Genomic DNA, 21,605 nt, shown 5'->3' with positions numbered 1-21,605 from the left:
CGTACACACGGAAAAGGGCGGCTGCGTGGACCTCACGCGGCCGCCCTTCGCCGTACGTACGCGAGGCTCAGCCGCCCGCCGCCTTCTCCGCCCGCGCGGCGCGGTCGGCCGCCCGCCGGAGGACCGTGGTCAGCACCGTGACCACGCAGGTCAGAGCGACCGAGACCAAGGTGGTCCACATGGCCGCGCGGGCGTGGCCGGCGGTGTCCGGCGAGGTGCCGGCCAGGGCGAAGAACGCCGCGCCGATGACCGCCACACCGGCGGCGCCGCCGAACTGCTGGGCGGTGGTGAGCACCCCGGCGCCGGTGCCCGCCCGCCGCGCCGGCACCCGTACCAGGGAGGCGCCGATCAGCTGCGGGAACGTGAGCCCGTTGCCCACCCCGGCCACCGCCATGGTGAGGATCACCCAGGGCAGCGCCCCGCGGTCCGGCCGGAGGGCGAGGACGAGGGTGAGCGCCGCCAGGCCGGTCACCGTGACGACGCTGCCCAGTTGCAGGATGCGCAGGCCGTAGCGCTGCACCAGCGGACGGCTGAGCAGCGAGCTGCCCGCGAAGCAGACGCCGGTCGGCGCGAAGGCCAGTCCCGCCTCGAAGGGCCCCAGCCCGAAACCGCCCTGGAGCAGCAGCGTCAGGGTGAACATCAGGCTCGCCCAGTACGCCATGAAGGCGGCCTGGGCCACCACGCCGGCCAGGTAGGACCCCTCGCGGAACAGCGTCAGGTCGACGACCGGGTCGCCGCCGCGGGCGGTCAGCGTCCGCTGCCAGTACACGGTCGCCGCGCCCACCGGCACGGCGGCGGCCAGGCACAGCCACGTCCAGACCGGCCAGCCGGCGGTCCGGCCCATCGCGAGCGGGACCAGGACCAGCCCGAGCGCCAGCGCCACGCCGCTCGCGCCGAGGAGGTCCAGCCGGGCCCGGCGGGCGGGGCGCACCGCGGGCAGGAACCGCATCGCCAGCACCGCGGCGGCCACGCCGATCGGCACGTTGACCAGGAACAGGATCCGCCAGCCCAGCCCCAGTACGTCGGCGTCCAGCAGCAGTCCGCCCAGCACCTGGCCGGCGACCGACGCCGAGCCGCCGGCGACGCCGTACCAGGCCATGGCCCGGCCCCGGGCGTGTGCCGGGAATGTGGCGGTGATCGTGGCGAGCACCTGCGGCACCATCACCGCGCCGGCGAAGCCCTGCAGCAGCCGGGCGCCCACCAGCTGGCCCGGGCTGACCGCGATGCCGCACAGCAGCGAGGTGACGGCGAAGGCGGCCAGGCCCGCGACGAACGTGCGCCGGTGGCCGAACAGGTCGCCCAGCCGGCCACCGGTGATCATGCCGCTGGCGTACGCGAAGGCATAGCCGCCGACGATCAGCTCCAGCGCGGCGGGCCCGGTGCGCAGGTCGTGTTCGAGCGAGGGAGCGGCGACATTGACCACGAAGAAGTCGAACTGCGCCATGAACCAGGCGGACAGCAGGACGGTGAGCATGGCACCGGGGTGGGAGGGCAGGGGGGCGGGCCGTGCGGCGGCGGCCCGTTGATCAGCGGTTAACTCGGTCACGCCAGCATCCTGGACCCACTGTGTCCAGGATGCAAACGGCCGCCGGGCCGCAACTCGCGTGCGCCCGCCGCTCCGTGCCCGGTCGGCCGCTTCCGCGTGGGGGTGTACCTGGATACACCCCGGCCCGGCACCCAGACGCAATGGCGGCGGGCCCGCCGGACGGCATCGTCGATGCCATGCCAAGGAAACCTGCTGACATCAAGGCGATGGCCTTGTTCCTCACCGTCGCCTTCGTCGCGGCCGGAGCGCTCGGCGCGGTCCAGCCCGCGACCGGGATACCCGCCGAGATCATCCAGCTGACCCAGTTCGGACCCGCACTCGGAGTGGGGCTGGCCGCGCTGCTGTGGCCGTCGCGGGTACGGGAACTGCTCGCCGGCACCGGGCCGGGCGGCCGCGGCCGGGGAGCGCTCCTGCTCGTCACCGCGCCTGTGGTCATCGCGCTGAGCGTCGGTACGTACGCGGCGCTCACCGGGGACCCCCGGTTCACCCCGCCGAAGGCCCCGTTCGCGCTGATCGCCGTGGCGCAGCTGATCGGCGCGTGCGGCGAGGAGATCGGGTGGCGCTGCTTCCTCCAGCCGCTGCTGCGCACCCGCTTCGGCCCGCTCACGACATCGGTCGTGGTGGGCGTGGTGTGGGGCGTCTGGCACGTCCAGATCTTCGCCGAGCACCCGCTGTACGCGGCGGCGTTCCTCACGATGGCCGTGTCCATGTCGGTCGTGCTGGGGTGGGCCCTCGAAGGGGCGCGGGCCGCCACGCTGCCGCTCGCGGGAGGCTTCCACGCCCTGATCAACCTGGGCCTGCTGCTGTTCATGGACGAGGAGTCCGGCGCGGTGCTGCCCATGGCGCTGTTCGGCGCGTCGTGCGTGGTCGCGGCGGGAGTGTGGACGTGGTGGGGCGTCGGCAGGGCGGCACGGTCGGCGTCGGGACAGGAACCTGCAAAGGCGTCGGCACAGGCACCGGCAGGGACACAGACACCTGCGCGGGCACACGCACGAGCCAGGATCTGCCCGATCATGGACGATGCTCGATAGACCACGTACGTTCGCCTCCCGCGCCGGTGTCGCCGTCGCCCGCTGCCAGTTGGCGAGCCTCGACGCCATCGCCGTGTCGGCGGTGGGCTCCTTGGTGGTCCTCGCCCTGCTGCTGATGCCGGTGGGCGTGGGGTTCCGGTTGCTGCCGCCCGCCGCCCGGGCGCTGCGCGTCCCGTCCGACCGCGCCCGCTCCCGCGCCGAACGGTGGACGGGCGTCCGGATCGCCCCGCCGCCGCCCCTGCCCGCGGACCGCACCCTCAACGCCCGCAAGAGGTCGGGCGCGATCATCGCCGACGAAGGGTTCTGGCGCGACCTGGCGCGGGCCTGGCTGGAGCCGGTGGCCGGCGGGCTGCTCGTCGCCGTCCCGCTCGCGCTGATCGAGTACGGGGCGTTCGGCGCGCTGGTGCAGCCGTCTATCTGGCGGCTGATCGACGACGGCAACTGGTACGCGTTCGTCCCCGTACGCAGCACTGCGACCATGCTCGCGGCGCTGGTGCCGGCCCTTGCCTTCATGGCCGCCGGACTGCTGGCCGCCCCCGCCACGCTGCGGCTGCACACCCGGGTGAGCCGGCCGCTGCTCTCCGTACCGCGCGGCGTCCGGCTGGCCCGGCGGGTCGAGCGGCTCACCGACACCCGGGCCCTGGACATCCAGGCCGCCGAACTCCGGCGCATCGAGCGGAATCTGCACGACGGGGCGCAGGCCCGGCTGGTCGCCCTGGGAATGACGCTGGACCGCGCCACCCGTGTGCCGGAGACGGACCCGGCGAGGGCGCGCGAACTCCTGCTGGACGTCCGCCGCACGTCCGAGGGGGCGTTGCAGGACCTGCGCGACCTGGTGCACGGCATCCACCCGCCGGTCCTCGCCGACCGGGGCCTCGGCGACGCGGTCCGGGCACCAGGGCGCTTCTGACGGACCTCCGCGGCCTCGCGACGCCCAGTATTCCGTCTTCCACGGAGATCCATCAGAAACGTTCTGACCCTCGACAGCTTCCTCGACGTGCGCGTCGAGAGCCGGCTCCCGCGCCACCTCCCGGCGCCGGTCGCCTCCGCCGCGTACTTCGCGGTGGGCGAGGCGCTGACGAACGCGGCGAAGCACTCCGGGGCCCGCGAGGTTGTCATCGTCCTGACCCACGGGAGCGGCCTGCTGCGGATGACCGTCACGGACGACGGCCGGGGCGGCGCGGACCCCGCACGGGGGACCGGGCTGACCGGTGTGCGACAGCGATTGGATACCTTCGACGGCACACTCGCCCTGCACGGTCCGCAGGGCGGGCCGACCACCGTGACGATGGAGATTCCGTGCGCGTTGTCCTCGCCGAAGACCTCTTCATACTGAGAGACTGGCTGATACGCACGCTCAAGGAGCACGGCTGCGAGGTTGTCGCGGTGGACAACGGCCCCGCTCTGCTGCGCGAGCTCCTCGACGAGGACGGCCCGGGACCGGATGTCGCCGTGGTCGACGTGCGGCTGCCGCCGACCTTCACCGACGAGGGCCTGCAGGCCGCCCTCGAAGCCCGGCGACGGCGGCCCGGCCTGCCGGTCCTCGTCCTCTCCCAGTACGTCGAGCAGCTCTACGCCAACGAACTGCTGGCCGGCGGCGAGGGCGCCATCGGCTACCTCCTCAAGGACCGGGTCACCAACACCGAGCAGTTCATCGACGCGGTCCGCCGGGTGGCGGCCGGCGGCACGGTGATGGACCCCCAGGTCATCTCCAAGCTGCTGTCGCGCAGCGATGCCCGCGGCATGATCGGCGAGCTGACCCGGCGCGAGCGGGAGGTGCTGGAGCTGATGGCCGAGGGCCGGTCCAACGCCGCCGTCGCCGTCGGCCTGCACATCAGCGAGAGCGCGGTCGCCAAACACACCGCGAGCATCTTCGGCAAGCTCCGGATCAGCCCGTCGGCGGACGACAACCGCAGAGTGCTGGCCGTTCTCGCCTACCTCAAGCACTGACCGGGCGGCGCGGTACGCCGCCCGGACGGTCATCCGGCGGCACCCACCACGGGGTAGTGGTCCGAGAGGTTGGTGTAGGTGTGGTCCGTGCCCCAACTCGACACGGTCCAGGGCGCGGACCGCTCCTTGACGACCTCGTTGCGCCAGCCGGCGGGCCGGGCGTGGCCGCGGCGGTGCAGGATGTGGTCCAGGTCCTCGCGCGGGTCGTCCGGGTAGCGGTATTTCGCCACGGAATTCTCCCGGGTGTCGAAGGAGTACGGGTGGCCCGTGCGCGTATCGGCCGCCACCAGACCGGCGTCGGTGAGCAGGGACGCGAATTCGGCGCTGCGCGAGTCGACGTTCAAGTCCCCGGCGACCATCACCTCTTCGTCCGCCGGAATCCTCTTCGCGTCCAGGAAAGCGCCGATTTCCCCGAACTGCTTCGCCCGTACCGCCGCCGCTTCGCCCGCCTTGCAGCCCGGGTCGGTGGACTGGGCGTGCGTGCCGACCACGTGCACCTTGGCGCCGCGTACATTCAGCACCGCGTAGGCGAAGCCCTTGTTGGACCAGTAGTCGGAGCCGCACGCGTCCTTGAAGACGTACTGCTCCTTGCGGATCACCGGCCATTTGCTGAGCACGGTGACACCGCCGTCCTCGGGAGTGGTGGCGGAATACGCGCCGCCCGTGGCGTCCCAGCCGCTCTTCGAACGTCCGACGACCGGCGTCTGATACGGATACTGTGCCGCGGCCGTCGACTTGAGCGCGTCGGACGAGGAATTGTCGAAGGCTTCCTGGAGCACGACGACATCCTGGCCGCGGAAGAAGTCCGCGGCGGGTACGGCCTTGGCCCGGTGGTCCTGCCCCCAGTTCGGGTAGAGGTTCTTGCTCATGAGAAAGACGTTGTACGAGAGCACTTTCACCGCGGGCGCGGCGGCCGGCGCCGGAGCGGCCTGTGCCACGGGGGCCGTGGCGGCGAGCGTCGTCGCGGCCAGTACGGCGGCCAGCGTCGCGCCGGTCGCGGCTCGGTGGCGGCGGCGGGGGCTGCGGTGCGGCATGGAATCTCCCGGTCGAATGGGTGGGGTGGCGGGCCGCCGCACAGTGAATCAGGCGCACTTACTTCTGAGTAACCTCCGCGTGATGCCGGAATGTACAAGCCGTGACACGTGAGGTGCGGGTGATGCCGGAAAAGTTCATGTGCCGCCGCCATATTTTCGGTCGCTCTGCACCGGGGCGTTCCGGCCACGGCGGCCATGCGGAAGCCGCCCGTCAGCCGGTCGCTGCCGGTGTGGCCGGAAGGGCGCGGGCCGAAATGCCGCCGCACGGCGCCCGCTACGGACGGGACGGCATGGACGCGCCCCTCGGCGGCCGGAAGCATGAACACGGTCAGCCGAAGGGACGGGCCGTTGCCGCGGAAGACGGCGCGGCAGGGAAAGGGGGCCGCAATGGCGGTCGACATCACCCCTGAGATCCGCTACCACATGGTGCTCAACGACGGCAGCGACCGGGGGATCAGCCGGGAACCCTATATGAACTGGGACTACTGTCTGCTCGCGAACGACCGCGGCAACAAGGGTTATCCGGTGGTCTTCCACACCAAGGGCTCCGGCTTCACCATCGAGATGACGTCGAGCAACTGGGGTGGATACAGCTATCTGCAGGCCGTCGGGAACGGCGTCAAGCTGGTCCAGGAAGGCGACGCGCACGTGTGGGTGCCGGAATCCGGCGGCCAGGGCGCCCTGTTCAAGTCGTACGAGAATTACCTGGTGTACGGCACCGGCAGCAAGGGCTGGCTCTACGCCTTCAACACCATTCTGCCGAACTTCGGCAAGGAATTCGCCTACTGGAAGCTGGAAAAGGCCGGTTAGGGCGGCCGAGCACGGACGAAAGGGGCCCGGCGCGCCGCGCCGGGCCCCGCCGGCTCATGGATCAGTGGCCGTGTCCGTGGTCGTGCACGTGGTTCGTCGCCTGGATCGACTTCCAGGACTTCGGCTGGGCGACGGCCTTGGCCGGGGCGGCCGAGCGGGCGCCGAGGGCCTTCTTCGCCGCCGCGGCAGCGGGCTTGGACGGCTGGAACAGCCAGGTGTCGAACAGACCGGCCAGCGGCTTGCCGGTCTTGCGCTCGGCGTACGCCACGAAGTCGTGCACCGAGGCGTTGCCGTACTTCTTGTCGGTCGGCCAGGACTTCAGGAGCCCGAAGAACGCCTGGTCGCCGACCTCGTTGCGGAGCGCCTGGAGGGCGAGCGCGCCCCGGTCGTAGACCGCGCCGTGGAACTGGTTGTCCGGGCCCGGGTCGCCCGGCTTGACCTTCCAGAACGGGTCGTCGGCCGGGTGCTGGGCGTACACGTAGTCGGCCAGTTCCTGACCGGTGCCCTCGCCCTCCTTCTCCGACCACAGCCACTGGCTGTAGCGGGCGAAGCCCTCGTTGACCCAGATGTCCTTCCAGTCCTTGACGGACACGCTGTCGCCGTACCACTGGTGCGCCAGCTCGTGCACCACCACGGAGACGTTGGTGCCGTTGGCGAACGCCTCCTTGCCGTAGAACGGGCGGGTCTGGGTCTCCAGCGCGTACCCGGCCTTGACGTTCGGGACGTAGCCGCCGACGGAGTTGAACGGGTAGGGGCCGAAGACCGACTCCAGCCACTCCGTGACCTCGGTGGTGCGCTCGATGCTCGCGCGCGCCGAGCCCTCGTAGGAGCCGAGGTCCTTGCTGACGGCGGTGATCACCGGCAGACCGTTGGCCGTGGTGTCCTGGGTGACGTCGAACTTGCCGACCGCGAGCGTGGTCAGGTACGTCGCCTGCGGCTTGTCCGAGCGCCAGTTGTAGCGCGTCCAGCCGAGCTTGGAGGTCTTCGACAGCAGGACGCCGTTGCTGAGCGCCTGGTTGCCGTCCGGCACCGAGACGGAGATGTCGTACGTCGCCTTGTCGGTCGGGTGGTCGTTGCTGGGGAACCACCACACGGCGGCGTCCGGTTCCTGCGCGATCACGCCGCCGTCCGGCGTGCGGTGCCAGTTGGAGGAACCGTCGATCTTCAGCTCGGACGGCTTGCCCGCGTAGCGCACGACGACGCTGATCTGCTTGCCCTTCGGCAGCGGCGCGGCCGGGGTGACCTCCAGCTCGTGCTTGCCGGAGGTGGCGAAGGCCGCCTTCTTGCCGTTGACGCGTATCTCGCTGACCTTCAGGCCGAAGTCCAGGTTGAAGCGGCTGAGGTCCTGGGTGGTCGTGGCGAGCAGCGTCGCCGTGCCCTCCAACAGGTCCGTCTTCGGCTGGTACTTCAGGCGCAGGTCGTAGTGGGAGACGTCGTACCCGCCGTTGCCGCTCTCGGGGTAGTAGGAGTCGCCCGCGCCCGGAGCGCCGGGTGTGTAACTGGCCGCGGAAGCCGGGATCGCCAGCAGCAGGCTGAGGGCGGCCGCACCCGGAACGATGAGTCTGTGACGCACGAAATCCTCCAGCGTGTAGGGGAGGTGAGCCCGTTCGGGTCGTCATCTCTTCAGTTGCTCAGACCTTATGTACTCGGAAGCCACCCGTCATGTCCATGGCCGCATCTGACACATGACCGACATCAGCACGTCACAGGCCGGTCACCACGCCCGGCACGACCGCCCCCGCGTCCCCTCCCGCCGCCTCGCGCACTCTTACGCACAGGAGTTCCCCCGCGCTACCGTCCGCCCGTGACCAATAGCGCGCGGATCACCCGCATCCCCTGGAAAGCGCTCGTGACGGCGGTCGTGGCCGCCCTGCTGTCCTCGCTCGTCGGCCCGGTGTCCGCCGCACGGGCCGCGCCCGCCGAGTCCAGACCCGTGTACTCCTACGACCGCGCGATACGCGAATCGGTCTGGGTGGACACGCGGATCGACGGCGACTCGGACGGGCGGACCGACCGGGTCGCCGTCGACATCGTGCGGCCGCGCGAGCCCGCGCAGCGGGGCCGCCGGGTCCCCGTGATCATGGACGCCAGCCCGTACTACTCCTGCTGCGGGCGGGGCAACGAGAGCCAGAAGAAGACCTATGACAGCGCCGGGCGGCCGGTGCGGTTCCCGCTCTTCTACGACAACTACTTCGTGCCGCGCGGCTATGCGACGGTGCTGGTCGACCTGGCCGGCACCAACCGCTCGGACGGCTGCGTGGACGTGGGCGGGCGCTCCGACATCCAGTCGGCGCGCGCCGTGGTCGACTGGCTCAACGGCCGGGGCCGCGCCTACGACTCCCGTACCGGCGGGAAACGCGTCACCGCCTCGTGGTCCAACGGCGACACCGGCATGATCGGCAAGAGCTGGGACGGCACCATCGCCAACGGCGTCGCCGCCACCGGCGTCGAGGGCCTGAAGACGATCGTGCCCATCGCCGCCATTTCCTCCTGGTACGACTACTACTTCGCGAAGGGCGCACCGCTGTACAACTCCGGCCCCGACCGGCTCGCCGACCGCGTCGAGAGCCCCGAGGCGCGCCTGCGCTGCGCGGCCATGCAGAAGAAGCTCGCCGAAGGCGCGCCGCGCACCGGCGACTGGACCCCGCTGTGGACCGAGCGCGACTACGTCAAGGACGCGGAGAACGTCACCGCCAGCGTCTTCGCCGTCCACGGCATGCAGGACCTCAACGTCCGCACCAAGCACTTCGGCCAGTGGTGGGACGCGCTCGCCGAGAACGGCGTGGAGCGCAAGGTCTGGCTCTCCCAGACCGGCCACGTCGACCCGTTCGACTTCCGCCGGTCGGACTGGGTGCCCACCCTGCACCGCTGGTTCGACCACTACCTGATGGGCTACGAGAACGGCATCGACGAGGAGCCGATGGCCGACATCGAGCGCGCGCCCGACCGGTGGACCACCGACCGCGTCTGGCCCGCGGCCGGCACGTCGGCCACCACCGTACGGCCGCGCAACGGGACCGCGCCCGGCGTCGGCGAACTCGGCACCTGGCGCGCACCGCAGGGCGCCACCGAGACCTTCACCGACGACCCGAGCCTGAACGAGCAGGACTGGGCCGCGCAGATCGACACGTCCACCCCCGCCAAGGCGGGATTCACCACCAAGCCGCTGGCCGAGCCGCTGCGGCTGTCCGGCTCCGGCAAGGTCACCGTCACCGCCACGCCCAGCACCTCCACCGCCCATCTCTCCGCGGTCCTGGTGGACCTCGGCCCCGACACCATCCGCAACTACGGCGCCGCGGGCGAGGGCATCACCACCCTCGCCGACCGCACCTGCTGGGGCGCGAGCACCGCCGGTGACAGTGCCTGCTACAAGGAGACCAAGGCCGACACGGCCGATGTCGGCCACACCGTCTTCAGCCGCGGCTGGGCCGATCTGGGCAACTGGGCCGACCCCGGCAAGGGCCGCCCGCTGACCCCCGGCAAGCGCTACACGATCACCCTCGACCTGGCCGCCAGCGACCATGTCGTCCCCGCGGGGCACCGGCTCGCGCTCATCATCGCCGGTACGGACGCCGGGCTGATCGACCCGCCGTCCACCACCCCGCGCCTGACCCTCGACCTGGCCCGCACCGCCGCCCGCCTGCCCGTCGTCGGCGGGAACAAGGCGCTGGCCGCCGCCACGGCCGGTGCCGGCGGACCGGCCCGCGTGGCCCCGGCGCCGCTGACCGGCGTCGAGCCGCCCGTACCGAGCCGCATACCCGGTACGCGCTGACAGGCCCGGCGGGGCCGGGGCACCGCGCCCCGGCCCCGCCGCCCCGTACCGCGTCCGGCCCTCCGTACCGCAGCCGCGACGCCCGCACCCTCCTCCACCGTTCGCCCCACCGACCGACACCGGAGGCACCCCCTCGTGAATCCCCTCTCCCGCGGCCTCGCCTGCGCGGCGCTGGCCGCCGCGCTCACCACGACCCTGCTGGCCTCGGCACCCGCCGGGGCGGCCGGTGCCGACCTGCCCCGCACCGGCTTCGAGACCAGCAAGGGTGCCCGCTGGACCACCCAGCCCGAAGAGCGGGACTTCCTCGCCGCCGTGGACCGGGCGAGCGACCGGGTCCGCACGGACCGGATCGGCACCACCGCGCAGGGCCGCCCGATCCGGCTCGTACGGATCGGCGCACCGGCACCGAGGAGCGCCGAGGCCGCACGGCACGGCACCACGGTGCTGCTCATCTGCTCGCAGCACGGCGACGAGCCGTCCGGGCGCGAGGCGTGCCTGTCCACCGTCCGCGACCTGGCCTTCGCCGGAGACCGGGCCACCCGGCGCTTCCTGGAGCGCACCAGCGTGCTGGTCGTGCCGACCGCCAACCCGGACGGCCGGGCCGCGGACACCCGCGGCAACTCCGCCGGGGTGGACATCAACCGCGACCACCTCGCCCTGAAGACCGCCGAGGCGCGGGCGATGGCCGCCGTACAGCGCGACTACCGCCCGGACATCGTCTACGACCTGCACGAGTACACGCCCGTCGTGCCCTACTACACGAAGGACCTGCTGTCCCTGTGGCCGCGCAACCTGAACACCGCGCGTGCGGTGCACGGGGAGTCCACCGCCCTGTCCGAGCGGTACGTGCGGCCCGCGGCCGCCGGGGCGGGCTTCAGCACCGGGATCTACGGCATCTGGACCGACCCGGAGACCGGCGAGCCGGTCAAGCAGGTGGCCGGTGACGGCCAGGAGCGCATCCTGCGCAACACCGCCGGGGTGAAGAACTCCGTAGGGCTGCTCGTGGAGACCCGGGTCGACGCGCTGACCGACGCCGAGAAGGCCGACCCGGCGCTGAACAACCGCCGCCGGGTCACCTCGCAACGAACCGCCCTGCGCGGGCTGTTCGATTTCACCACCGAACGCCGGGCCCGGATCGAGTCCGCCACCGCCCGCGCCCGGCTGGCCGGTTACGCCGACCGGGGGCCGGTGTACCTCGGCGGCGCGGACAATGAACCGCCCGCGGCCGAGAAGATCCTGCGCGACCCGCCGTGCGCCTACCGTCTCGACAGCCGGCAGTACGCCCAGGTCAGGGATGAACTGGCGCTGCACGGCGTGGCGTTGCGGCGGGACGGCCGGGGCGGCGCCGTGGTCCCGCTGCGCCAGTCGCTGCGCGCACTCGTCCCGCTGCTGCTGGACGGCCGGGCCGAATATCACCTTACGGCCGCGACCCCGCTCAAGGGCTGCTGAACGCTTCCCACCGTGTGGTAGGGGGTAACGGGTAGGGAAAAACTGGCCGATTGAAAGGTCGACACGTGTCGGAATCAGACAAGGACACGGGCGGCGGGGGAGGTGCGACGGTCGCGCCGGACCTCCCCGGCGCACCGCACCGCACCGGCCCTCCACAGACCGACCGCGTGGTCTTCGGCGTCACCGCGCTGCTCACCCTCGCCTTCATCGCCTGGGGCGCCACCTCCACCGAGTCGCTGAAGAGCGCCTCCTCGACGATGCTGGACTGGATCATCAAGAACGGCGGCTGGGCCTTCGTGCTCTCCGCCTCCGGCTTCGTCGTCTTCGCGATCTGGCTGGCCGTCAGCAAGTACGGGCGGATCACGCTGGGGAAGGAGGGGGAGGAGCCGGAGTTCCGTACGGTGTCCTGGGTCGCGATGATGTTCAGCGCGGGCATGGGCATCGGCCTGATGTTCTACGGCGTCAGCGAGCCGCTGGGGCACTTCGGCACGCCGCCCCCGGGCACCGACCCCAAGGATGCCGCGCAGGCCATGGACACGGCCATGGCCACCACGCTCTTCCACTGGACCCTCCACCCATGGGCGATCTACGCGGTCGTGGGCCTGGCCATCGCGTACAGCTGCTTCCGGCGGGGGAGAAGGCAGACGATAAGCGCGGTGTTCACGCCACTGATCGGCACACGGCGGGCCAACGGCTGGGGCGGGCAGGTCATCGACATCCTCGCCATCTTCGCCACGCTCTTCGGCTCGGCGGCCTCCCTGGGCCTCGGCGCGCTCCAGATCGGCAGCGGGATCAAGGTGCTGGGCTGGATGGACAGTGTCAGCACCACCCTGCTGGTCGTCGTCATCGCCGTACTGACGGTCGCCTTCGTCCTGTCGGCGGTCTCCGGCATCGCCCGCGGCGTCCAGATGCTGTCCAACATCAACATGGTGCTGGCGCTGATCCTGGCCGTCTTCGTGTTCGTGGTCGGGCCGACCATCCTCATCCTGAACATGCTGCCGACCTCCGTCAGCACCTTCATCGGCGACCTGCCGCAGCTCGCCGGCCGCACGGAGGCGAGCAGCGGCGACAAGGTCGGTGACTGGCTGCGCAGCTGGACGGTGTTCTACTGGGCGTGGTGGATCTCCTGGACGCCGTTCGTCGGCATGTTCATCGCCCGGATCAGCCGCGGGCGCACCATCCGGCAGTTCATCGGCGGCGTGATCCTGGTGCCGAGCGTGGTCAGTCTGCTGTGGTTCGCGGTCTTCGGCAGCTCGGCCATGCACCTCCAGGACACCAAGAAGCTCTCCGGCGAGACCACGTCGGAGGGGCAGCTCTTCGACGTGCTGCACCAGTACCCGGTGGCCACCGTCACCAGCATCCTGGTGATGATCCTGGTCGGAATCTTCTTCGTCTCCGGCGCGGACGCCGCGTCCATCGTCATGGGCACGCTGTCGCAGAAGGGCTCCTTCGAACCGTCCCGGCTGGTGGTGGTCTTCTGGGGCGTGGTCACCGGCGCGGTCGCCGCGATCATGCTGCTGATCGGCGGCGGGTCGGGCGACGCGCTCACCGGACTGCAGAACCTGACGATCCTGGTCGCGGCGCCCTTCACCCTGGTGATGATCGCGATGTGCTGGGCGCTGATGAAGGACCTGCGCCGCGACCCGCTGATCGTCCGCGGGCAAAAGGGCGAGGAGGTCGTCGAACTGGCCGTCATCGCGGGCCACGAGCGCTACGACGGCGACTTCGAGATCCGCATCGGGCCGGGCAACGGCGCCGGCGCGGGGACGGGCGGTACGGCCGCGACCGCCGAGGAGGGCAAGCCGTAGCGGCGGCCACACAGCTGATCCACAGGGGGCCGGTGCACACCGGCCCCCTGCTCACGCCGTACGGCCCCCGGCCAGGCGCACCACCTCGTCCGCGCAGCCCCACGCCACCGTCACCCCGGCCCCGCCGTGCCCGTAGTTGTGCACGCACAGCGCGCCGCCGGGCAGCCGCTCCGTCTCCAGCCGTACGGAGGTGCGCGCCGGGCGCAGGCCCACCCGGTGGGCCAGGACGCGGGCGTGCGCCAGCTTCGGGTGGACGCGCGCGCAGCGCTCCACGATCGCGCGGGCGGTCGCCGGGTCCGGCTCCCGCGACCAGGCGCCCTCGCGAGCCGTACCGCCGAGCACCACCCCGTACGGCTGCGGCAGGATGTACGTCGTGGTCCCGGCGTGCTCGCCGGCCGACCCGAACCACTCCTCGATGCCCGGGTTCTCCGCGATCACCAGCTGTCCCTGCACCGGCTGGACCGCCACGTCCGGGACCAGCTCGCGGGCGCCCAGCCCGGAGCAGTTGACGACCGTGCCGGCCTCCCGCGCCGCCTCCGCGAGCGAGGTCACCGGCCGCCGCTGCACCGTGCCGCCCGCCGCCGCCAACCGCCGCTCCAGGTAGCCCAGGTGGGACGGCATGTCGACCAGCGGCATCCGCGCGCGCCACCCCGAGCCGTAGCCCGGCGGCAGCTCGTCCGGCGTGGCCCGCCGCAGGCCCGGAACGGCCGCGTGCCAGCCGTCCGAACCGGCTTCCGGCGCCGCGCCGGGCTCGTCGGCCATGGTGCCGGTGACCATGCGCACGCCGGTCTCCGCCGGGCGCTCCGCCAGCTCCGCGAGCACGTGGAAGGAGCGTACGGACCAGGCCACCGCCCGTTCCTCGGGCCGCACCCGATAGGGCCAGCACAGCCCGCCCGCGACCGCGGAGGTGGTGTCCCGGGCCGGATCGCGGCTGACGACCCGCACCCCGCGCCCGCCCTCCGCCAGCGCGACGGCGGCCGTCAGGCCGAGCACCCCGCCGCCGATCACGATCACATCGCTCGTCGTCATGCCCAGGACGCTATCCGCTGTGCCGCCCGGGGGCGACGGGTGCGGCGGGGCGGCGGCGGACGGAAGCCCGCAACGGCCGGTGCGTGCCGTCGCGAGGAGAATGCCGGAGGGACGCGGAATGGGCCCCTCCAAGGGTTTTGCCGCAGCCGGGCACTTGGCGCCCGTTGCGTGGGGATACTCAGGACATGTCTGCGCACCACGCGACCTTCGGACTGGCCCCCGCGACGCGCGCCGGCGCCGTCCTGTCCAACGGCGCGTACGAAGTCCACCGCGACTTCTGGGACTTCATCGTGGACGGCAGACCGCTGCTGCTGCGCCTGGCGGACCTCGACGCGGTCTCCCCGCTCGCCGCCGACCTCGGCCCCTCCCTGTTCACCGCGCACGTGCGGCGGCTGCTCCTGGAGGAGGACGCCCCGCTCGCCGGCGGACGCTACGTCCTGTACGGCTGCCCGGAGTGCGAGGGGCTGGAGTGCGGCGCGGTCACCGCCGTCATCGAGCGCGACGGCGCGGACGTGGTATGGCGGGACTTCGCCTGGCAGACCGGGGAGACCGCGGACCTGGGGCGCGACGGCTACCCGGGCGTCGGCCCGTTCCGCTTCGACGGCGCGCAGTACCGGGCCGCGCTGGAACGCCTGCTGTCCGACGGCGGCCCGGCGCACGGCGCGGCGACCGCCCGGCGGGTCCTGCTCGTCGGACAGCGGGTCGCGCTGCCCGCCCGGCTGGCCGCGGCCCTGCGCGGCATCGGCATCGGCGCGGAGATCACCCGGGACGCGGCGGGCGCCTCGCCGGACGAACTGCGGTCCTACGGGGCGGTGGCCTTCGGCAGCGCGGTGGGCGGGGCGGAGCGGGCCGCGGTGCGCGCCGCGTTCGCGGCGGCGGGCTCCTCGGCGGTCTTCGTGGACCTGCCGGTGCCGGTCGTCCCGCTGCTCGTCGCGCGGATCGAAGAGGCCCTGGACCGCTGTCCGCAGGACCAGCGGCGGCTGCTGCGGCTGGCGGCCACGCGCGGCGAGGTCACGGTCGAGACCGCCGTGCCGTGCGGGGTCACCCTCACCGCGTACCGCGTGGACCGCCTCGCGCGCACCCGGACGGCCGAGCTGTTCGCGGGACAAGTGGAAGCGGGCACCCACCGGTTGGCGGTGGACGCGCGGGCGACGAAGGGCACGGCGTACGTGGTCGCCCGGACGAGCGGGAGCGTGCTGGTGGCGGAGGTGGCGGGGGAGTAGGGCCGGATGGGGCGGGCAGGCGTGGGGCCGGGCGCCGTTCGGTACGGCTGAATGTGATCTTGACATCCCCGTAACCCGTACGTCCTGATCCGTACAAACAGGACCGTAAGCTGGATGTCAGCACCGTCGGCCGATGACGCCCCTCGGACACCTGCCCCCGATCCGCGTACCGGAACCCGCCCGGCCCTGTACGGGACAGTATGTCCCGTTCCATCCGGGTACGTACCCCTACGTTTCCCGTACACCGTCATCCGCCGCACCAAGGAGGCCCATGCCCCGCGCCCCGCGCGCCGTGCCCACCTGGCTCGCCCACCCCCTGCGCTGGCAGCGGCTGCCCGTCCCCTGGGCCGCCGTGGTACGCGGCGCGCTGTGCGCGGGCCCGCTGCTCGCCGCCGGCCTGGCCACCGGCCACCCGGCGGCCGGTGTGCTGGCCGGGCTCGGCTCCATGCTCGCGGGCGTCAACGACCGGCCCGGCACCCGGCGCCGCGGCATCGTGCACATCGGCCTGCCCGCCCTCGCGTCGGCGTTCGGCATGCTGATGGGCGCCACGTTGCAGACCGTCGGCGCGGGCTGGTGGGTGGTCCCCGCGCTGTTCGCCGTCGGCTTCGTCTCGGGAGCGGGCAGCGTCGCCGGACCGGTGCGCTCCAACGCGGGCATGCAGATGCTGGCCAGCACCATCCTGGGCGCGGGCATGCCGCTGTCCGGCGCCCCATGGCTCAAGGCCCTCTACCTGCTGGCCGGCTGCCTGTGGCTGCTCCTGCTGCGCCTGGTGTTCCACCCGCCCCGCCCGGCCGGCGGGCCGCTCAGCGGTGAGCGGGCGGCCGTCGCCACCGTCTTCGACGCGCTCGCGGACGCCCTCGACGCCGTCGGCGGGCCGGGCGCCGAAGCGGCCCGGCGCCGCCTGACCGCCGCCCTCGACCGCGCCGACGAGGCCCTGCGCCTGCGCCGTCTGCTGCGCCGCCGGCCGAGCCCGGGCGAACGGCTGCTCGCCGAGCGGCTGGCCGCCGCGACCGCGCTGTGCGAGGCCAGCGTCGCGCTGCTGTGGGAGGCCCGGCCGCTGCCGGCCCGGGTCGCCGAGGGCCCGCGCCGCTTCGCCGAAGCACTGCGCACCGGCCGCCCGCCGGGCCGCCTCTCCGCGCCGGAGACCAGCTCACCGGCGCGCGGTGCCTTCGACCGCGCGCTGCTGGACGCGGCGCTGGTCTTCGCCCGTACGGAGCCGGTGGACGCCGCCGGGGCCGACGGGGGGCCAGCGGTGATCTCGGGGGCGGTACGGCCGGACGAGCGCGAGCCCGGACGTGGGTCCGAAGACCGGCGCGAGCCCGAGGATCGGCGCGAGCCCGGAGCGCGGCGCAAGTCCGGAGATCAGCTCAAGTCCGGAGAGCCGCGCAAGCTCCGGTCCGAGGCCCCGCCCGTCCGGCGCGGCCGGAGCATGTTCGGGCCGGCCGGCCGCGACTACGGGCTCCGGGTCGGCCTGTGCATCGCGGTGAGCGCGGCGGTGGCCCTCGCGCTGCGCGCCGAGCACTGGTACTGGCTGCCCGCCACCGCCACCTTCCTCGTCAAGCCCGATCTGGGACCGCTGTTCTCCCGTACGGTCAACCGCTTCGCCGGGACCGTCGCCGGTGTGCTGGTCTTCGCGGCGGCGGGGGCCCTGCTGGACGGCTGGTGGTGGCCCGCGCTGGTGGCCGGCGCGGGCGGCGCGCTGCTGCCGTTCGCCACCCGCCACTTCGCGCTGCAGACCGTCGCGATCACGCTGATGGTGCTGTCGTTCGTGCACGTCAGCGGCGATCCGCAGGCCGCGCTGGAGCGGATCGTGGACACCTCGGCCGCCTGCGCCCTGGTCCTCGTCGTCGGCCATCTGCCGCGGCTCGCCGACCCGCGCCGCCGCGTCGGCCACAAGGTGACGGCCGCGCTGCGCGCCACCGAGACGTACCTGGGAGAAGTGCTGCGGACCGAGCCGGGGCACGACCGGGGCGAGCGCCTGGTGCGGCGCCGGGCGGCCTACCGGGCGCTGGGGGAGGCCCGCGCGGCGGCCGAGACCGCCGCCGCCGAACTCGTCGCGGCGCGCGGCCGCAACCCCGACTGGCTCACCGTCGTCACCGCCGCCGAGCGCATCGTGGACGCGGCGACGGCCTGCGCGGTACGGCTCGACCACGGCGCCCGCCGCCCCACTCCGCAGGAGGCGCGCCGGCTGTGCGAGGCGCTGACCGCGATGGCGGACGCCCTGGAGGACCCGGGGCGCCCGGGCCCGCCCGCGCTCGCCGCGCAGATCCCGCCCGTACCGGGCTGCGCGACGCTCACGGACGTTGCCGCCGAACTGGAACACCTGCGGGGCTTCGCGGGAGCGGCGTAACGGCGTCGCGGGGGCGGCCTGAACCGGCCGCCGGCGGGTAGGCGTGCCGCCGACGGGCGCCGGGCGGCTGCCCCCGGCCGCCACCCGCTTGGCACGCCGGGCATGCCGACGGAGCCGGGCCGGTGCGGTACTGGAGGAGCCGGGCGGCACCGCCGGGCGCCACCGGACCATCGACCGAAGCGTGAGCAGGGAGCCGGCATGGGTGACATGAGCACGGGTGATGACATGTCGAAGGACCGCCCCGAGCGGGAGCGCAGGGCACAGCGCGCGGCGCGGGAGGACGCCCCCGCCTCCCGTGAGCGCAGCGCCAGGGAAGCCCCCGCGGAGGAGAGCTACGTCTCCGAGGAGAACGGCCGGTGGGTCAGCCATGTGGCGAAGCCGGACGCCGGGCGGCAGCGGAAGGGCCCCGGCCCGGTACCGCGCGAGGACGCGCCGGAGTGATCCGTACGGGCCGCCCGTCGTGACCCGGCCGGTCCGCCGGGCCGCGGTCTCCCGAGCCGGGCGCTACCCGGGCTGCGTACCGGCCGGGTACGGCTCGCAATCCGTACGGCGTACGGCTGGGGGCGCCTCGTACCCCGTACGCCAGGGTGCGACCCGGAACTCCCTACGGCCGGACGTGGCCCGAAGCCTGTGCGGCCGGACATGGCCCGGAAGCTGTCCGGTCGGGTACGGCTTGCGTCCCCTACGGCTGGGCGTGCCTCGCACCCCGTACGCCAGGGAGCGAACCGGAATCGCTGCGGCCGGATGTGGCCCGAGACCTGTGCGGCCGGACATGGCCCGGCACCCTTACGGCCGGGTACGGCTCGCGACCCCAACGGCTGGGCGCGCCCCGCACCCCGTACGCCAGGGTGCGAACCGGAATCCCTGCCCGGCGTGGCCCGAAACTCGTACAACCGGACACGGCTCGCGATCCGTAGGACCGGACACGGCTCGCCCCATACGCCAGAGCATGACCCGCACCCCCTACAACCGAGCGCGCCCCGCACCCCGTACGGCCGGGACCGGCATCCGCCGGCCCCGGCCGCCCCCGGCTCAGCGTCCCCCGTTCTCCTTGCCCAGCAGTCCCGCCCGCCGCAGCGCGTCGGCCATGGCGCCGTTTGCCGGGGCCGCGTCGCGGGGGCCGCCGCGGCGGTCGCCGCTCTGGCGCTGCCGGGGCGTGCCGCCGCGCCGCTGGTCGCCGCGGTCCGGCCGGTCGCCGCGGCGGCCCTCGCGCGGGCCGCCCGCGCGCTGCCCGCCGTCGGCCGCGCCGCCGCCCTTGCCCGGCTCGTCGTCCAGGCGCAGCGTCAGCGAGATCCGCTTGCGCGGGATGTCCACGTCGAGCACCTTGACGCGCACGATGTCACCCGGCTTGACCACGTCGCGCGGGTCCTTGACGAACGTCTTGGACATCGCGGAGACGTGCACCAGGCCGTCCTGGTGGACACCGACGTCCACGAACGCCCCGAAGGCGGCGACGTTGGTCACCACACCCTCCAGGAGCATCCCCGCCTCCAGGTCGCCGATCTTCTCCACGCCCTCCTTGAAGGTGGCCGTCTTGAAGACCGGACGCGGGTCGCGGCCCGGCTTCTCCAGCTCCTGGAGGATGTCGGTGACGGTCGGCAGGCCGAAGGAGTCGTCGACGAAGTCGGCGGGCTTCAGCGAGCGCAGCACCGCCGTGTTGCCGATCAGCGAGGACACCTCGCCGCCCGCCGTCTTCACCATCCGGCGCACCACCGGGTACGCCTCCGGGTGCACGCTGGAGGCGTCCAGCGGGTCGTCGCCGCCGCGGATACGGAGGAAGCCCGCGCACTGCTCGTACGCCTTCGGGCCGAGCCGCGCCACGTCCTTGAGGGCCTTGCGGGTGCGGAAGGGGCCGTTGGCGTCGCGGTGCGCGACGATGTTCTCGGCCAGGCCCGAGCCGATGCCGGACACGCGGGAGAGCAGCGGCGCGGACGCGGTGTTCACGTCCACGCCGACGCCGTTCACACAGTCCTCGACCACCGCGTCCAGCGAGCGCGACAGCTTCACCTCGGACAGATCGTGCTGGTACTGGCCGACGCCGATCGACTTCGGATCGATCTTGACCAGTTCGGCCAGCGGGTCCTGGAGGCGGCGCGCGATCGAGACCGCGCCGCGCAGCGACACGTCCAGGTCCGGCAGCTCCTGCGAGGCGAACGCGGAGGCGGAGTACACCGAGGCGCCCGCCTCGGAGACCATCACCTTCGTCAGCTTCAGCTCGGGCTGCGCCGCGATCAGGTCGGCGGCCAGCTTGTCCGTCTCGCGGGACGCGGTGCCGTTGCCGATCGCGATCAGCTCGACGTCGTGCTCCCGGGCCAGCCGCGCCAGCGTGGCCAGCGACTGGTCCCACTTCTGCTGCGGCACGTGCGGGTAGATGGTCTCCGTCGCGGCCACCTTGCCGGTCGCGTCGACGACGGCGACCTTCACGCCCGTACGGAAGCCGGGGTCCAGACCCATCGTGGCGCGGGTGCCGGCCGGTGCCGCCAGCAGCAGGTCGCGCAGGTTGGCCGCGAAGACCCGTACCGCCTCGTCCTCGGCGGCCTGCCGCAGCCGCAGCCGCAGGTCGATGCCGAGGTGGACCAGGACGCGGGTGCGCCACGCCCAGCGGACGGTGTCCTGGAGCCACTTGTCGGCAGGCCGGCCGCGGTCGGCGATGCCGAACTTGCGGGCGATGGACTGCTCGTACGACGTGATGCCCTCGACCGGCTCGGTCTCCGGCTCCAGCGACAGGTCGAGGATCTCCTCCTTCTCGCCGCGCAGCATGGCCAGCACGCGGTGCGAGGGCAGCGCGGTGAAGGGCTCCGCGAAGTCGAAGTAGTCGGCGAACTTCGCGCCCGCCTCCTCTTTGCCCTCGCGCACCTTCGCGGCCACCTGCCCACGCGCCCACATCCGCTCGCGCAGCTCGCCGATCAGGTCGGCGTCCTCGCTGAACCGCTCGGTCAGGATGGCCCGTGCGCCCTCCAGGGCGGCGGCCGGATCGGCCACGCCCTTGTCCGCGTCCACGAACGCCGCCGCGGCAGCCGTGGGCTCCACCGACGGGTCGCTCAGCAGGCCGTCGGCCAGCGGTTCGAGACCCGCCTCCCGCGCGATCTGCGCCTTGGTGCGCCGCTTGGGCTTGAAGGGCAGGTAGATGTCCTCCAGCCGGGCCTTGGACTCGGCGCCCCGGATCTGCGCCTCCAGCGCGGCGTCCAGCTTGCCCTGCGACCGTACGGACTCCAGGATCGCGGTCCGCCGCTCCTCCAGCTCCCGCAGGTAGCGCAGCCGCTCCTCCAACGCGCGCAGCTGCGCGTCGTCGAGCATCTCCGTCGCTTCCTTGCGGTAGCGGGCGATGAAGGGCACGGTCGAGCCGCCGTCGAGCAGTTCGACCGCGGCCTTCACCTGCCGCTCCTTGACGCCGAGCTCGCCGGCGATCCTCGCTTCGATGGATCCGATGGTCCCGGACGCCCCGTTGGCCTCGGTGGATGCCGTCACGTTGTTTCCTGCCCCGCCTTCCAGCGTTTGCTTGAGCCTGCATTGTGCAGGTTGCCGGGCCGCACTGTCGCGCCCCCCGCGCCGCTGTCGCCAGGTGTGAGAAGCCGCACGCACCGGTGCCCGGGACCCGGCCGT

The 21,605-nt window shown here is 73.1% G+C and carries 16 protein-coding genes; 11 read left to right on the top strand and 5 right to left on the bottom strand.

The window, feature by feature from the left end; translation table 11 throughout:
- Positions 1 to 67 precede the first annotated feature (67 nt).
- On the bottom strand, positions 68 to 1,546 hold the full coding sequence (locus tag ADK86_RS20865; RefSeq protein WP_234345952.1) for an MFS transporter: 1,479 nt from the start codon (positions 1,544 to 1,546) through the stop codon (positions 68 to 70).
- 176 nt (positions 1,547 to 1,722) lie between these two features.
- On the opposite strand from ADK86_RS20865, the gene ADK86_RS20860 reads away from it, so the two are divergent.
- The 4 genes from ADK86_RS20860 to ADK86_RS20850 all read left to right on the top strand — a co-directional run bounded on the left by ADK86_RS20860 (position 1,723) and on the right by ADK86_RS20850 (position 4,527).
- Positions 1,723 to 2,577, top strand: a complete 855-nt coding sequence (locus ADK86_RS20860; protein ID WP_234345951.1) for a CPBP family intramembrane glutamic endopeptidase — start codon at positions 1,723 to 1,725, stop codon at positions 2,575 to 2,577.
- The gene (locus ADK86_RS20855; protein ID WP_324611407.1) at positions 2,567 to 3,487 is read left to right on the top strand and encodes a sensor histidine kinase; all 921 of its coding nucleotides are present in this window, start codon (positions 2,567 to 2,569) and stop codon (positions 3,485 to 3,487) included. The genes ADK86_RS20860 and ADK86_RS20855 overlap by 11 nt, the downstream gene beginning before the upstream one ends.
- 87 nt (positions 3,488 to 3,574) lie before the next feature.
- Complete coding sequence (locus ADK86_RS45430; RefSeq protein WP_324611406.1) at positions 3,575 to 3,913, top strand: sensor histidine kinase; 339 nt, start codon at positions 3,575 to 3,577, stop codon at positions 3,911 to 3,913.
- Positions 3,877 to 4,527: a response regulator transcription factor gene (locus ADK86_RS20850; RefSeq protein ID WP_053697923.1), complete on the top strand. Its 651-nt coding sequence runs from the start codon at positions 3,877 to 3,879 to the stop codon at positions 4,525 to 4,527. Before ADK86_RS45430 ends, ADK86_RS20850 begins: the two co-directional genes overlap by 37 nt.
- A gap of 29 nt (positions 4,528 to 4,556) precedes the next feature.
- Here the strand turns inward: ADK86_RS20850 and sph are convergent, their stop codons facing one another.
- Entirely contained in the window at positions 4,557 to 5,561 is a 1,005-nt protein-coding gene (sph, locus tag ADK86_RS20845; RefSeq protein ID WP_053697922.1) for a sphingomyelin phosphodiesterase, read from the bottom strand.
- A 348-nt stretch (positions 5,562 to 5,909) separates the two neighbouring features.
- On the opposite strand from sph, the gene ADK86_RS20840 reads away from it, so the two are divergent.
- Positions 5,910 to 6,371 (top strand): hypothetical protein, encoded by a 462-nt coding sequence (locus tag ADK86_RS20840; protein WP_159393902.1) that lies wholly within the window; start codon positions 5,910 to 5,912, stop codon positions 6,369 to 6,371.
- Between the two features lie 61 nt (positions 6,372 to 6,432).
- On the opposite strand, the gene ADK86_RS20835 is transcribed toward ADK86_RS20840, so the two are convergent.
- Positions 6,433 to 7,944 (bottom strand): M1 family metallopeptidase, encoded by a 1,512-nt coding sequence (locus ADK86_RS20835; protein ID WP_053697920.1) that lies wholly within the window; start codon positions 7,942 to 7,944, stop codon positions 6,433 to 6,435.
- 231 nt (positions 7,945 to 8,175) lie between these two features.
- Here ADK86_RS20835 and ADK86_RS20830 point away from each other — a divergent pair, with 231 nt between their 5' ends.
- The 3 genes from ADK86_RS20830 (at position 8,176) to ADK86_RS20820 (ending at position 13,400) form a co-directional block, all read left to right on the top strand.
- Positions 8,176 to 10,143 (top strand): Xaa-Pro dipeptidyl-peptidase, encoded by a 1,968-nt coding sequence (locus ADK86_RS20830; protein ID WP_078952147.1) that lies wholly within the window; start codon positions 8,176 to 8,178, stop codon positions 10,141 to 10,143.
- A 135-nt stretch (positions 10,144 to 10,278) separates the two neighbouring features.
- Positions 10,279 to 11,592, top strand: a complete 1,314-nt coding sequence (locus ADK86_RS20825; protein ID WP_053697919.1) for a M14 family metallopeptidase — start codon at positions 10,279 to 10,281, stop codon at positions 11,590 to 11,592.
- Positions 11,593 to 11,657: 65 nt separating this feature from the next.
- A complete protein-coding gene (locus ADK86_RS20820) occupies positions 11,658 to 13,400 on the top strand; it encodes a BCCT family transporter (protein ID WP_053697918.1) in 1,743 nt (580 codons plus the stop codon).
- A 51-nt stretch (positions 13,401 to 13,451) separates the two neighbouring features.
- Here ADK86_RS20820 and ADK86_RS20815 read toward each other — a convergent pair whose 3' ends face one another.
- The gene (locus ADK86_RS20815) at positions 13,452 to 14,429 is read right to left on the bottom strand and encodes an FAD-dependent oxidoreductase (protein ID WP_053697917.1); all 978 of its coding nucleotides are present in this window, start codon (positions 14,427 to 14,429) and stop codon (positions 13,452 to 13,454) included.
- A gap of 185 nt (positions 14,430 to 14,614) precedes the next feature.
- Between ADK86_RS20815 and ADK86_RS20810 the strand changes: the two genes are divergently transcribed.
- From ADK86_RS20810 to ADK86_RS20800, 3 genes are all read left to right on the top strand, one after another.
- A complete protein-coding gene (locus ADK86_RS20810) occupies positions 14,615 to 15,652 on the top strand; it encodes a hypothetical protein (protein ID WP_053697916.1) in 1,038 nt (345 codons plus the stop codon).
- Between the two features lie 271 nt (positions 15,653 to 15,923).
- Positions 15,924 to 18,002: an FUSC family protein gene (locus ADK86_RS20805; RefSeq protein ID WP_053697915.1), complete on the top strand. Its 2,079-nt coding sequence runs from the start codon at positions 15,924 to 15,926 to the stop codon at positions 18,000 to 18,002.
- A gap of 198 nt (positions 18,003 to 18,200) precedes the next feature.
- Positions 18,201 to 18,443, top strand: a complete 243-nt coding sequence (locus ADK86_RS20800; RefSeq protein ID WP_053697914.1) for a hypothetical protein — start codon at positions 18,201 to 18,203, stop codon at positions 18,441 to 18,443.
- 591 nt (positions 18,444 to 19,034) lie between these two features.
- Here ADK86_RS20800 and ADK86_RS20795 read toward each other — a convergent pair.
- A complete protein-coding gene (locus ADK86_RS20795) occupies positions 19,035 to 21,470 on the bottom strand; it encodes a Tex family protein (protein ID WP_053697913.1) in 2,436 nt (811 codons plus the stop codon).
- Positions 21,471 to 21,605 lie beyond the last annotated feature (135 nt).

Origin of the sequence: Streptomyces sp. NRRL F-5755 (assembly GCF_001279365.1) — a bacterium.
In the GTDB taxonomy this organism is placed as follows: domain Bacteria; phylum Actinomycetota; class Actinomycetes; order Streptomycetales; family Streptomycetaceae; genus Streptomyces; species Streptomyces rimosus.
The sequence above is the reverse complement of the archived record's forward strand: the minus strand, read 5'-3'. Positions and strand labels throughout refer to the sequence as shown.